The organism is Methanosarcina sp. WH1 (assembly GCF_000970005.1).
Classification (GTDB): Archaea; Halobacteriota; Methanosarcinia; order Methanosarcinales; family Methanosarcinaceae; genus Methanosarcina.
In genome coordinates this window covers 914,980-927,958 of sequence record NZ_CP009504.1, presented here as the reverse complement: position 1 = coordinate 927,958, position 12,979 = coordinate 914,980, and the positions used below count along the sequence as shown (strand labels likewise).

The 12,979-nt window shown below is 45.9% G+C and carries 11 protein-coding genes; 10 read left to right on the top strand and 1 reads right to left on the bottom strand.

What is annotated here, in order from left to right; translation table 11 throughout:
* The first annotated feature begins 9 nt into the window (after positions 1-9).
* The 10 genes from cdhC to MSWH1_RS04145 all read left to right on the top strand — a co-directional run bounded on the left by cdhC (position 10) and on the right by MSWH1_RS04145 (position 11,799).
* A complete protein-coding gene (gene cdhC, locus MSWH1_RS04190; protein ID WP_048126375.1) occupies positions 10-1,419 on the top strand; it encodes a CO dehydrogenase/CO-methylating acetyl-CoA synthase complex subunit beta in 1,410 nt (469 codons plus the stop codon).
* A gap of 56 nt (positions 1,420-1,475) precedes the next feature.
* Positions 1,476-2,237, top strand: a complete 762-nt coding sequence (locus MSWH1_RS04185; protein WP_048126371.1) for a carbon monoxide dehydrogenase accessory protein CooC — start codon at positions 1,476-1,478, stop codon at positions 2,235-2,237.
* 247 nt (positions 2,238-2,484) lie between these two features.
* Positions 2,485-3,795 carry a CO dehydrogenase/acetyl-CoA synthase subunit delta gene (gene cdhD, locus MSWH1_RS04180; RefSeq protein ID WP_048126369.1) on the top strand — a complete coding sequence of 437 codons (1,311 nt, stop codon included), beginning with the start codon at positions 2,485-2,487 and terminating at the stop codon, positions 3,793-3,795.
* 3 nt (positions 3,796-3,798) lie between these two features.
* Positions 3,799-5,205: an acetyl-CoA decarbonylase/synthase complex subunit gamma gene (gene acsC / locus MSWH1_RS04175; RefSeq protein WP_048126366.1), complete on the top strand. Its 1,407-nt coding sequence runs from the start codon at positions 3,799-3,801 to the stop codon at positions 5,203-5,205.
* Positions 5,206-5,459: 254 nt separating this feature from the next.
* Positions 5,460-6,524 carry a 60S ribosomal export protein NMD3 gene (locus MSWH1_RS04170; RefSeq protein ID WP_048126362.1) on the top strand — a complete coding sequence of 355 codons (1,065 nt, stop codon included), beginning with the start codon at positions 5,460-5,462 and terminating at the stop codon, positions 6,522-6,524.
* A gap of 23 nt (positions 6,525-6,547) precedes the next feature.
* Positions 6,548-7,702 (top strand): ATP-grasp domain-containing protein, encoded by a 1,155-nt coding sequence (locus MSWH1_RS04165; protein ID WP_048126360.1) that lies wholly within the window; start codon positions 6,548-6,550, stop codon positions 7,700-7,702.
* 165 nt (positions 7,703-7,867) lie between these two features.
* Positions 7,868-8,362, top strand: coding sequence for a transcription factor (locus MSWH1_RS04160; RefSeq protein WP_048130218.1), 495 nt, complete (start codon positions 7,868-7,870; stop codon positions 8,360-8,362).
* Between the two features lie 9 nt (positions 8,363-8,371).
* The gene (locus MSWH1_RS04155) at positions 8,372-8,884 is read left to right on the top strand and encodes a TIGR00295 family protein (RefSeq protein ID WP_048126358.1); all 513 of its coding nucleotides are present in this window, start codon (positions 8,372-8,374) and stop codon (positions 8,882-8,884) included.
* Positions 8,885-9,139: 255 nt separating this feature from the next.
* Positions 9,140-9,772 (top strand): archaeal proteasome endopeptidase complex subunit beta, encoded by a 633-nt coding sequence (gene psmB, locus MSWH1_RS04150; RefSeq protein WP_048126356.1) that lies wholly within the window; start codon positions 9,140-9,142, stop codon positions 9,770-9,772.
* A gap of 113 nt (positions 9,773-9,885) precedes the next feature.
* Positions 9,886-11,799, top strand: a complete 1,914-nt coding sequence (locus MSWH1_RS04145; protein ID WP_048126354.1) for a beta-CASP ribonuclease aCPSF1 — start codon at positions 9,886-9,888, stop codon at positions 11,797-11,799.
* 23 nt (positions 11,800-11,822) lie between these two features.
* On the opposite strand, the gene MSWH1_RS04140 is transcribed toward MSWH1_RS04145, so the two are convergent.
* Positions 11,823-12,503, bottom strand: coding sequence for an HAD family phosphatase (locus MSWH1_RS04140; RefSeq protein ID WP_048126352.1), 681 nt, complete (start codon positions 12,501-12,503; stop codon positions 11,823-11,825).
* Positions 12,504-12,979: the final 476 nt, after the last annotated feature.

Sequence of the window (12,979 nt, the reverse complement as noted above, 5' to 3'; positions counted from 1 at the left end):
GAAAACACAATGGCAGAATTTCCATTTGAGATTTCCCCAATGTTTGAAGGAGAAAGAGTAAGAAAGGAAGGAATGTTTGTTGAGCTCGGGGGTCCAAAATCCCTTGGTCTCGAACTTGTAAGGGCAGCAGATATGGATGCAATTGAAGACGACAAAGTCACAATTGTCGGTCCAGATCTCAAGGATATGGAAGAGGGCAAGACCTACCCCTGGGCAATGATCTTCAACATCGGTGGAGAACTTGTCGAGCCTGATCTCGAGTCTGTGGTTGAAAGGCGTGTTCACGACTTCATCAACTACTGCCAGGGCATTATGCACCTGAACCAGAGGTACGATGTCTGGATGAGAGTTTCCAAGGACACAGCTGGAAAGATGGACTCCTTTGAGCCCTTCGGAAAGGCCGTCATGATGCTCTTCAAGACAGAACTGCCCTTTATCGAGAAGATGCAGGTCACTTTCTACACCGGGAAGGAAGAAGTTGAAAAGCAGATGGAATTGGCAAAGGAAATCTTCAAGGCAAGAGACGCAAGGACAAAGGACCTCCACGACGAAGATGTAGACGTCTTCTACGGATGTACCCTCTGCCAGTCCTTTGCTCCTACCAACGTCTGTGTGGTTTCCCCGGACAGGATCTCCCTCTGTGGTGCAATTAACTGGTTCGACGGCCGTGCAGCAGCAAAAGTAGACCCTGAAGGCCCACAGTTTGAAATTGCCAAGGGTGACCTTCTCGATGCTGTTACAGGTGAATACACCGGTGTCAACGAGATTGCCAAGAAGCTTTCAAGCGGCGAATTCGACAAGATAAAACTCCACTCCTTCTTTGACTCCCCACACACATCCTGCGGTTGCTTTGAAGTAGTCGGGTTCTATATCCCTGAAGTCGACGGTATCGGCTGGGTAGACAGAGAATACCAGGGAATGGCTCCTAACGGCATCGGATTCTCAACCATGGCCGGTCAGACAGGTGGTGGAAAGCAGATCGTAGGTTTCCTCGGAATTGGTGTCAACTACTTCTACTCCCCGAAGTTCATCCAGGCTGACGGTGGCTGGAACAGAGTAGTATGGCTCCCCTCCGGCCTCAAAGCGAAGATCGATGAAGCAATTCCTGCCGACCTGAAGGACAAGATCGCAACTGAGAACGATGCAACTGATATCGCATCTCTGAAAGACTTCCTCGAGGCAAAGAACCACCCCGTAGTTGCCACCTGGGCAGCTGCAGAAGAAGAGGAAGAAGAAGAGGAAGAAGAAGAGGAAGTAGCTGTTGCAGCCGCACCAATGATGATGCCTGCAGCCGGTTTCCAGATGCCTGCAATGCCAATGATGTCCGGTGGTTCTGGCGGCGGAATAAAGCTGACCTTCAAGAACGCAAAGATCACCATTGACAAGTTGGTCATCAGCGAGAAGAAGGAAAAGAAATAACTGAGTGACGACAGGCAATCGCCTAAAAAAGAAAAACAATCCAAAAGGGGTATTCTGTGACAAAAGTAATTGCGATAACGGGAAAAGGTGGGACTGGTAAAACAGCGGTAGCGGCTCTTATGATCCGCTACCTTTCCAAAAAAGGGAAATTTTTACTGGCAGTTGATGCAGATGCAGATACTAACCTGCCCGAAACCCTTGGCTGTGAGAACGTAAAAACCGTAGGGGATGCAAAAGAGTCCTTGCAGGTTGAAATCAAAAAACCAAGGCCTGACAACCCCGATATGAACAAGGAATCCATTCTTAAAAGTAAAGTATATGAGGTCATTGAAGAGATGCCGGGATATGACCTGCTGGTAATGGGAAGACCCGAAGGGACAGGTTGTTACTGTTACGTAAACAACCTCCTCCGTGGAATCATGGACAAACTAATCGTGAATTATGATTTAGTTGTCATTGATGCGGAAGCCGGGCTTGAGCATTTCAGCCGAAAAATTCTCCGGGATATTGATGATCTTCTTGTTGTAACTGACGCCTCACGCAGGGGATTTCAGACTGCCGAAAGGATTCGTGAACTTGTAAATGAACTGGATTCAAATGTTGGCAGAATTCACGTTATTGCAAATAAAGTTACAGATGCAAACCGTCAAGAGATTGTCAAACTGGCAGGGGAACTGAAACTTAACCTGATAGGTGTGATCCCTCTCGATCCGAAAATCGAGGAAATGGACATAAAAGGTATACCTCTCTTTGAAATCCCGGATGATTCGGTTGCTGCAGTAGAAATAGAAAAAATAGTACAAAAACTGGGGATCTGACCCCAGCTTCCTTTTGAACCTGTGGATTATGCAGAAAACCGACCGAACAAAGAGGGCAGGAACCCAGATCCAGTTTAAGAGCTTGAAACGGTATTAAGTATCATCAGAATAACGGAGCAGGATTAGTTCCTGCCCCGGTCCCTGTTCTTAGATCAGGGAAAAAGATCTGGAAACACGTTCTGTATTATATTCCTAATCATACAGTCACTCACAAAAACGGAAAAATTACGGAAACGGTGAGGTTTACATGGCAAAGAAAATGAAGTTATCAGATATAACAAACATGTTCGTGGGAATGGATGTAGAAGCCCTCGAAGGTGTAACTATAGAAGGGGACATTGAGATTGATCTCGGTGGACTCGGAGGCGGCTTCGACCCCATGCTTGCCGCAGCCCTCGGGCAAGAAAGTGCGGTACTTGCACAGCACTTTGCAAGACTTGCAGGCATGTTTGGTTATCCCGTAGGATTTGGAGGAGCAGCTGCTCCAGCAATTTCTCCTGCTCTGGCAGCCCCGAAACTTAAGGATCTCATTCCTGCAAAGTTCGATGTTGCAAACATCGCAGAATGGACAACTGAGATCCAGGAAGTTCCAATAGGGAACACCTCTGCAGACGGCGGAAGCCGTGGCAAGAGAGTGCTGGTTGGTGGCGAAAAAGCCCTTCCATTCTACTTTGATGCTCCAATGCCGAACAGGAACCAGGTAACAATAGACGTGTTCGACATGAGAATAGGGCTTGCAAAAGCTGTCAAGGAGAACTACGATGAGGTCATGGACAGCCCTGGAGAATGGGCAAAGAAGAACGTTGAAAAGTTCAACGCCGACATGATCACCATCCACCTGATTTCAACCGACCCACTCATTAAGGATACACCTGCCAAGGAAGCAGCCAAGACCGTTGAGGAAGTCCTCCAGGCCGTTGATGTGCCAATAGCAATTGGTGGATCAGGGAACCCACAGAAGGACCCAGAAGTCCTGGCAAAAGCAGCAGAAGTTGCGGAAGGCGAACGCTGTCTCCTTGCATCTGCCAGCCTGAACCTGGACTATGCCGCAATCGCAGAGGCCGCATTAAAGTACGACCACGATGTGCTGTCCTGGACACAGCTGGACATGAACGCCCAGAAGGAGCTTAACAGGAAACTCATGAAGCAGTGCAATGTGCCCAGAGACAGAATCATAATGGACCCAACCACTGCCGCCCTAGGATATGGTCTCGACTACGCTTACACCAACATGGAGCGCATCAGACTTGCAGCTCTTATGGGTGATGACGAACTGACCTTCCCGATGTCTTCAGGGACCACCAACGCATGGGGTGCCCGTGAATCATGGATGGTTGGATCTCCATTGAGTCAGGACACAGACTGGGGCCCAAGAGAGTACAGAGGACCTATCTGGGAAATCGTAACAGGTCTGTCCCTTGCCATTGCAGGAAATGACCTCTTTATGATGATGCACCCAACATCAGTAGCTGTCCTGAAGCAGATCACTCAGACCCTCTTTGGCTCAATAGAGGCAGAACCTGTTGACATCACCAACTGGATCGGAGCGGAGGTGTAAAACATGAAAATAAACAGCCCATTAGAAGCCTACAAGTACCTGCCCCAGACCAACTGTGGAGAATGTGGTGAACCTACATGTATGGCATTTGCCTCCAAGCTGATCGACAGGTCCGGCAAGACATCAGACTGCCCACCTCTGGTTAAGGAAAAGAAGTACGCAAAGAAGCTGGCAGAACTTGACAGGCTACTTGCCCCTGAGATTCGTCAGGTTACCATAGGAGTAGGCGAAAAGGCAGCAAACATCGGTGGAGACGATGTACTGTACCGCCACAAGCTCACATTCTTCAATAAGACAAAGATGTTCTTCGATGTTTCAGACAACATGGAAGAAGATGCCCTTATTGAGAGAGTCAAAAAAATCGCGGACTTCAAGAAGTTCTATGTAGGAAGGAACCTGCTTCTCGACGGTGTGGCAATAAAAGCCACTTCCAACGACCCGGCAAAGTTCGCAGCAGCCGTAAAGAAGGTAGCGGAAATAGGCTTGCCTATGATTTTCTGTTCCTTCAACCCTGCAGTCCTGAAGGCAGGACTTGAGGTTGCAAAGGACAAAAACCCACTGCTCTACGCTGCAAACAAGGACAACTGGAAAGAAGTCGGAGAACTTGCACTTGAATACAAGGTGCCTGTTGTAGTTTCAGTCTTCAATGACCTTGATGGTCTCAAGAGCCTTGCAAAGACTTTCGCAGAGGCAGGCATTAAGGACATTGTACTCGACCCGGGAACCTACCCAAGCGGCAAAGGCCTGAAGGATACCTTCACCAACTTCCTGAAAATCAGGAGAGCAGGCATTATGGGCGACACCGAGATCGCATACCCGATCATGGCTCTCCCGCTCACAGCCTGGATGGCAGGAATTTCAGACCCCGTCAGCGCCTCCTACTGGGAAACCGTTATTGCTTCAGTCTTCACAATCAGGTACGGCGACATTATGATCCTCCACAGCCTGGAGCCATATGCAGCACTGCCTGAAATGCACCTAGCTGAAACAATCTACACCGACCCGAGAACTCCTGTATCCGTGGACGGAGGTATGTACAAGGTTGGAGAACCTGACAAAGACTCTCCGGTATTCTTCACCACCAACTTCGCCCTTACCTACTACACAGTAGAAAGCGATATCTCAGCAAATGGCATCGTATGCTGGCTGCTTGCAGTTGACACCGATGGTATTGGTGTGGAAGCTGCAGTTGCCGGTGGTCAGCTGACTTCCGCCAAGGTAAAGGACGCCTTCGAAAAGGCTGGCTTCGACCTCAAGACCGACACAAACCACAACACCCTTATCATCCCAGGTCTATCAGCCCGTCTGCAGGGTGACCTCGAAGATACACTCGGTGCAAATGTAAAGGTTGGTCCAATGGACTCAGGCCGTATACCTGGCTGGGTCGAGAAGAACTGGCCACCCAAATAAATCCGAATGTAAAATTGAAAACCTTACATATCCGTGTCTCTATGACACGGAATTTTCTTCTTTTTTAAAAATAAGATACTTCATAATACATGCGTCAGATAAATTTTTTTGTAAATTTTTGAACGGCGGATCCAGCTATTTTTAAATAACATGAGAGTGCTTAACAGGTGGACTGTTCAGTATTACTGTAGAGACTTTACTTTCTGAACACACGAGACCTATTATTCCAAGAAGACTATCAGTAAGGATTATAGATGAATTCAATCACATGCCCGAAATGCGGCAAAGAATGCGATAAACTTTTTGATTCCGTTTGCAGGGACTGTTTCCTTGAAGCCATCAAGCTAATTGAACTACCCCTTGTACTCCACTTAAGGATCTGTTCCAGCTGTGGAGCGTACTTCCACAAGAGCCGCTGGGAAAATATCGGCAATATAGAAGAAGTGGTGCTGAAAGCCGTAGAAAATGCCCTTTTTATCCACAATGAAGCCGAAGATGTGGAACTCGGCCTTGAACCAAGAGAAGTTACGCCTTATATATATATGGTGAGGGCCGAAATAGATGCAGTTGTAAGAGGAGAGCCAGTCCATGCCGAAGCTGAGACCGAAGTAAGGGTTCAGCGGACAGCCTGCGATATGTGCAGCCGTGAATCCGGGGGATACTTTGAAGCAATTCTCCAGATAAGGGCAACAGGCAGGTTCCCGACTGAAGAGGAAAGGAGGCGCTGCTCTTCTATTGCCAGGGAATCCATGGAAAGCATGAAAAAGAAAGGCGACCGTCTAGCCTTTATAAGCGAAGCCCTTGAACTGAAAGAGGGAATCGACCTCTACATGGGTTCCATGAACGCCAGCAGGCAGGTCTGCAGGCTGATCGTTAACGAGCTTGGAGGCAGTTTTTCCGAGTCTCCTACCCTTGTTGGAATGAAAGATGGGAAAAACATCTACAGAATTACTTTCGCCATGCGCCTTCCGGAGTTCAGGCCAGGGGATGTGATAAGGTTCAGAGGAAGAATTATCCAGATAAGAAGCTCAGGCAAGAAGGTCAACGGGGTCAGCCTTGAAGACGGCTCCCGGTTTATCTCAACCCCTGAAGAACTCAAAGGTGCAGAAAAAATTGCAAATATTGGGGATGCAGTTTATACAGTTCTGGTTTCAATCGAAGAAAATGCAATTCTTGTGCTTGACCCTCAGACCTATGAAACTGTTGCAATAAAAAAGCCGATGTCTTTTAGCGCAGAAGCAGGAAATGAAATCCCGGTTCTGAAAACCGAATATGGAATCTTTGCGCTGGCACACTCCGATGTTCCGCAGGAAAAATAAGAAATCCAGAAAAACGGGGAAACATGCAGAATATCCTTGCAATTGGGTTTGATACACGAAACATTGTATGCTCCGCAAACAGGGCAGGTTATACTGTCTGCTCTATAGATGCTTTTCGTGACCTTGACCTGCAGAAATGTGCATATGCATCAGTTCTCCTTGAGTCCAGGACTTCAAGCGAACTCCATCAGCTTGATCCTCGCTGGATAATAGCTAAAATGGACGCCTTCGGGCTTAACTTTGACGCCATCGTACCCGGCTCGGGAATGGAGATGCTGGACCCTGGCAGTTTCCCCTGCCCTGTACTGGCCAGCCGTCCCGACACCGTTAAGGAAGCCTCAAACAAACTACACCTTGCAAAAAAACTTGAAGCCCTGGGGATGCCACACCCTCGCTGTTATTCTCCGGAAGAACTGGATGCTATCGAATACCCAGTTATTCTCAAACCTGCCTCAGGGGGAGGAGGAATCTTTAACAGGGTTGCAAGGAACAGGCAGGAACTGCTGTCAGCTTTAGAAGAATTATCCAGGCTGGACCCGGGATTCGCAGAAGAGGAGGTTGTAGTTCAGGAGTTTCTGGAAGGAATTCCTTCAAGCGTTTCTTTGCTTTCCACAAACAATCAAGCCCTGGCAATTGCTGTAAATGAACAATTGATAGGGACGCCCTGGCTCTCGAGGCTGCCTTTTGCCTACTGCGGAAACGTAACTCCTTTCAGGACGGAACACGCAGAGGAGATGGAAGCCCTTGCTGAAGACCTGGTGCTCGAACTCGGGCTCCTGGGCTCAAATGGGGTGGATTTCCTGGTCACGGAAAAGGGACCTGTAGTGCTGGAAGTAAACCCAAGGTTCCAGGGCAGCCTGGATACCATAGAGATGGCAGTGGGAATTAACCTTTTTGAATCCCATATTGGCTGCTTCAGGGGGGAACTTCCTGAAAAACCAGAAGCAAAATTATTTGCTGCAAGAGGGATTCTTTACTCGGATCGAGAACTTTTTATAGACAGAAAGCTCATGAACGTCATTCTCAGGGAAAAAAGCGCTGATATTCCTTCCATGAGAACCGTTACCGAGCCTGACTGGCCCCTTACCTCCCTGTTTGCATGCGCTTCAACAAGAGACAAGGCAGTCCAATCTCTTGAAAGTGGGGCAGAGAGGATAAAGACTTTTATTATAAACTGAACGAAAGAAGAAAGAAATCCTATGAACCCTGCCAGAAAAGCATGAGGTTTGATTGGGAAAGTACAGCTTTTTCCAAACATTGGAAAATCTTTTTAAGGAAAAGCTTAATGTAAACTTTAATACTGGTATGTCCAATTCATATAAGGGATTTGCGAGGTGAACACTTTGGTCGATTTGAATGACAAGGTAATTAGAGGATATCTCATGAGCCTTGTAGGGGAAGAAGGGCTTAAGATGATAGAAGGGATGCCCGAAGGAGAGGTCACTGATGAAGAAGTTGCGGCAAAGACCGGAGTTCTGCTGAATACTGTAAGAAGAACTCTCTTCATACTTTACGAAAATAAATTTGCAATCGTTGTAAGAGAGAGGGATTCAAACAGTGGATGGCTGACTTATCTCTGGCATCTGGACTTTTCCGGCATAGAGCATCAGCTTATGAGGGAAAAGAAAAAACTGCTCAGGAACCTGAAGACTCGCCTTGAATTTGAGGAAAATAATGTGTTTTACGTTTGCCCTCAGAGCTGTGTTCGCCTTCTTTTTGACGAAGCAACTGAAACAGAATTTCTCTGTCCCATGTGCGGGGAAGACCTGGTCTATTATGATAACTCCCTTTTTGTGAGAGCCCTTAAAAAACGCGTTGATGCCTTGAGTTCCACATAAGGGATTATCTTGACTAACCGGGCCCAGGCAATAAGGCTGCTTGAAGAATCAGGCTGTGCCCCCAATGTAATCGAGCATTGCAAGGAGGTTGCCTCACTGGCAGTCGAGATCGCAGAAAAGGCGAAAGCGGCCGGAAATAACGTAAATCCAGCGCTTGTAGAAGTAGGGGCTCTTTTACATGACCTTGGGAGGTGCCGGACTCATGGGATTGCTCATGCGATTGAAGGATTCAAACTGGCTAAAAGCAAAGGAGTCGAACCCGAAGTTGCCGAAATAATAAAGCGGCATATCGGAGCCGGCGTTTCAAAAGAAGAAGCAAAAAAGTTGGGACTTCCTGAAGATGATTATTTTCCCCGAAGTCTGGAAGAAAAAATCATTGCACATGCAGACAACCTTGTGAAAGGAACGAAGAGAATAACAATAAACGACAGATTGGAACTCATGAATAAAAAGAATATATCTGAATATGTAGTTCAGAGAGTAAAGAAACTCGCTGAAGAAGTAGAGGGGCTTTCCCACTAAATTCCAAATTTTCCGGATAGAAAATAATTCGGATATCCAGTATATAGAAAAACAGAAAAATAGTTTTGTCAAATAATTCTCCGGTTTTAAATGCGAACGCATTTAGAAAAAAAGGAGGAAAACTTATATATAGCGATATTAATAATGAGATAATGGATTGCTAAATCCTGCGATTTAAGCTAAAAATGCTCACCTCAATTAAAATATTTTTTTTAGCGACATTTCTCATTTTTAACTTATTATGAGGGTATGTTTATGGATAATGACAAATATCTAAAGGGCACAACTACCGTAGGAGTAGTTTGTACCGACGGAATTGTGCTCGCAAGTGAACAGCGAGCCACAATGGGGCATTTCATCGCAAGCAAAACTGCAAAGAAAGTTTACCAGATCGATGACCTGGTAGGAATGACCACTGCCGGTTCGGTAGGGGATGCTCAGCAGCTTGTGCGATTGGTAAGTGTAGAATCACAGCTCTACAAAATGCGCAGGGACGAATCCATGACAATCAAAGGAATCACCACCTTGATGTCGAACTTCTTGAGTGCTAACCGCTACTACCCTATGATGGTCCAGCTCCTTATCGGAGGAGTTGACAAGAACGGACCCGGAATCTACTCACTGGATGCAATGGGTGGGAGTATTGAAGAAACAAGGATTTCGGCAACAGGTTCAGGTTCTCCCATGGCTTACGGAGTACTGGAAGACCAGTACAGGGAGAATATGACTGTAAAAGAGGGTCTCGATCTTGCGATTCGGGCGATTCACAATGCAACGAAAAGAGACTCAGCTTCCGGAGAAAATATCGATGTAGTCGTAATTACAAAGGAGGCATTCAAAAGGCTGGATCCAGAAGAAGTAAAATCCAGAAGAGCTTTATTAAACTAAATCATTTAACTGTTGGTTTTTTTATTTCAATATATAAACTAACACCTTTTTCAAATATTATTTTTTCAACATCCAGATACTTTTTGATTTTTTGACAAAAAGGAAGATTCTTAATGCCTATTGAAGACGTGCTATTAGACCTCAAACATAAAATTGAGAAAAATTTACCCGCAGGAGTTACAATTACCGACGTCGAATTCGAAGGCCCTCAGCTTGTCCTGTACACTGAGGAACCCCGCAAATTCGCAGACGACGGGAATATTATCCGCAACCTGGCAAAAGAACTAAGGACGCGGATTGCCATGCGTCCTGACCCCAGGGTACTTGCAACTCCTGAAGACTCTATTTCTATAATTGAAGAAGTTGTTCCAAAAGAATCCGTAATCTCAAGCTACTATTTCGACCCCGATTCCGGAGAAGTGATCATCGAAGCCGAAAAGCCTGGACTTGTAATAGGAAAGCATGGCGCAACCCTGAGAGAGATTACAAAGCAGATCGGCTGGATTCCCAAAGTTGTCCGGACTCCTCCTATTAAGTCCCGTACAGTGAAAAACATCCGGGAGTTCATGAGGAACAATCTCAAAGAAAGAAAAGAAATCCTGAAAACCGTGGGGAGGAAAATTCACAGGGAGTGTACCTCAAAAGACCAGTGGGTAAGGGTTACAGCCCTCGGGGGATGTAAAGAAGTAGGTCGAAGCTGTTTTTTGCTTTCTACTCCTGAATCCAGAATCCTGATTGACTGTGGAGTAAATGTAGGTTCTGACGAAAACATGACTCCTTACCTCTACGTTCCTGAAGTTTTTCCATTAAGCCATATAGATGCCGTAATAGTTACCCATGCACACCTGGACCATCAGGGACTTGTTCCCCTGCTTTTCAAGTATGGGTACGAAGGGCCTGTCTACTGTACACCTCCCACAAGAGACCTTATGGTATTGCTCCAGCTCGACTACATCGACGTAGCAGCTAAAGAAGGGAAGAAGAGCCCCTATGAATCCGGGATGATAACAAAGACCCTAAAACACACCATACCTCTGGACTATGAGGAAGTAACAGACATCGCCCCTGACATTAAACTGACTTTCCACAATGCGGGTCATATCCTGGGCTCTGCAATTTCACACTTCCATATAGGAGATGGTCTCCATAATGTAGTCTTCACGGGAGACTACAAATATGAGAAAACCAGGCTTTTCGACCCTGCTGTCAACAAGTTCCCCAGAGTAGAAACCGTAATCAGTGAAGCTACTTATGGGAATTCTAACGCCTTCCAGCCTGCACTTAAGGACGCTGAAAAGCACCTGCAGATGGTGGTAAAGAATACAGTTGAGCGCGGAGGAATTGCACTTATTCCTGCTTTTGCTGTGGGCAGAAGCCAGGAAGTTATGATCGTACTCGAAGAGTCCATAAGGAAAGGGATTATCCCAGAAGTCCCCGTCTACCTTGACGGAATGATCTGGGAAGCTACTGCAATCCATGCAACCCATCCTGAGTACCTTAACAACGATCTGAGGAAACTGATCTTCCAGAAGGGCCAGAATCCCTTCCTATCCGAATGCTTCAAGCCGGTTGACTCCCATGAAGCACGCCAGAAGATAATCCAGAACCCACACCCCTGTGTGGTTATTTCAACTTCGGGCATGATGAATGGAGGACCTGTTATGGACTATTTCAGGGCTTTTGCTGAGGATTCACGCAATACCCTTGTGTTTGTAGGTTACCAGGCTGACGGAACTGTAGGACGCAGGATCCAGAAGGGATGGAAGGAAATCCCCCTGACAGGAAAGAACGGAAGCAGCGAAATCCTGAAAATGAACATGGAAGTGCAGGTAGTAGACGGCTTTTCAGGCCACTCGGACAGAAGGCAGCTTATGGAATATATTAAGAGAATGCAGCCCCGTCCGGAAAGAGTTTTCACCGAACACGGAGACGAAAAGGCCTGCGTGGATATGGCCAGCTCCATTTACAAGAAGCTTAAGATCGAGACACGCGCTCTCACAAATCTCGAAACCGTAAGGCTACTGTGACCCCACAGGGGCCACAAATCTTTTTATTTCCTGTGCCGGGGAGCAAATTCAGGACTGGGAAGAGACTCAAGGTTAAGAAGATGTTCCATTAACTTTTTGTGGTCGTCCACCACCAGATCCGCTCTATCAAGTTCAGAAGGCTCTACATATGTGGGGACCCCGATACAATAAATACCAGCCTCTTTTGCGGCTTCCACGCCCAGAATGGCGTTTTCGATCACGACACATTCTTTTTTTCTGACCTTAAGAAGTTCAACTGCCTTCAGGAAAGGGTCAGGGTGGGGTTTGGAGTTAAGCACGTCATCTCCAGTGACCACTGCATCAAATATACCTGGAAAGAGCTGGTCAAGGATTCCGTTAACTATAAGATGATCCGAACCTGAGACTACCGAAAGCAAGAAACGTGCCTTAAGCAATTCGAGACATTCTTTCATCCCATCAAAAGCTTTTAGTTCAAAAATTCGTTTGAACTCCTGCCTGTAGATTGCAGTGATAGTTTCAAAATCAAAATTCTCTGGCTCTTTTCTGGCTTTTTTGATCAGCAGGGGGAGGCCGTTCCTGGGGTTTGAACCCTCAATTGCATAGATATCCTCATCCCGGATTTCCATACCCACATCAAGAAAAGCCTTTCTCCAGGCTGCTGCATGGAAAGGCATGGAATCCACAAGAACACCATCCATATCAAAAATTAATGCTTTTAACACGCTTCTGACTCCTGAACCTAAAGAAATGGGAACTATTGAAGAAGATTTGAAAAAGTTAATGAACAATTAATGACTCTTCCGAAGTGCTGTTTAGAAGAGTTGAGGTAAAGCAACTCAAAGTAAAAATGGTTTTGCAGTCTTAAAGCTTTCCCGGCATTCCCCGAAGAACAGTTCAATGATCACAATTTAGTTAAAGTAGTACGAAACTTCTGTAATACGATTTTGAAAAGGTTTCAAATATCCGGGATTTTCCCTGCATAAAAGGAAACAGATTATTCAGAAGTTACAACTGAATAAAATAATTAAGCAATTTATGAATAAATAACCTTTAAGATAATCAGAAAATTCAGGAAATTTATCAGAAAATTCAGGAAATTTATCAGAAAATTCAGGAAATTTATCAGAAATTTCAGGAGATTTAACTTAAATTTATATAAACACTTATGCGCAGTAATCCCTTAATACTAGAAAAAATA

Excerpts from the sequence above, each read along its gene's own strand:
- MSWH1_RS04170 (WP_048126362.1), top strand. The coding sequence starts at position 5,460 with ATGAATTCAATCACATGCCCGAAATGCGGCAAAGAATGCGATAAACTT.
- psmB (WP_048126356.1), top strand. The coding sequence starts at position 9,140 with ATGGATAATGACAAATATCTAAAGGGCACAACTACCGTAGGAGTAGTT.
- MSWH1_RS04145 (WP_048126354.1), top strand. The coding sequence starts at position 9,886 with ATGCCTATTGAAGACGTGCTATTAGACCTCAAACATAAAATTGAGAAA.
- acsC (WP_048126366.1), top strand. The coding sequence starts at position 3,799 with ATGAAAATAAACAGCCCATTAGAAGCCTACAAGTACCTGCCCCAGACC.
- MSWH1_RS04165 (WP_048126360.1), top strand. The coding sequence starts at position 6,548 with ATGCAGAATATCCTTGCAATTGGGTTTGATACACGAAACATTGTATGC.
- cdhD (WP_048126369.1), top strand. The coding sequence starts at position 2,485 with ATGGCAAAGAAAATGAAGTTATCAGATATAACAAACATGTTCGTGGGA.
- cdhC (WP_048126375.1), top strand. The coding sequence starts at position 10 with ATGGCAGAATTTCCATTTGAGATTTCCCCAATGTTTGAAGGAGAAAGA.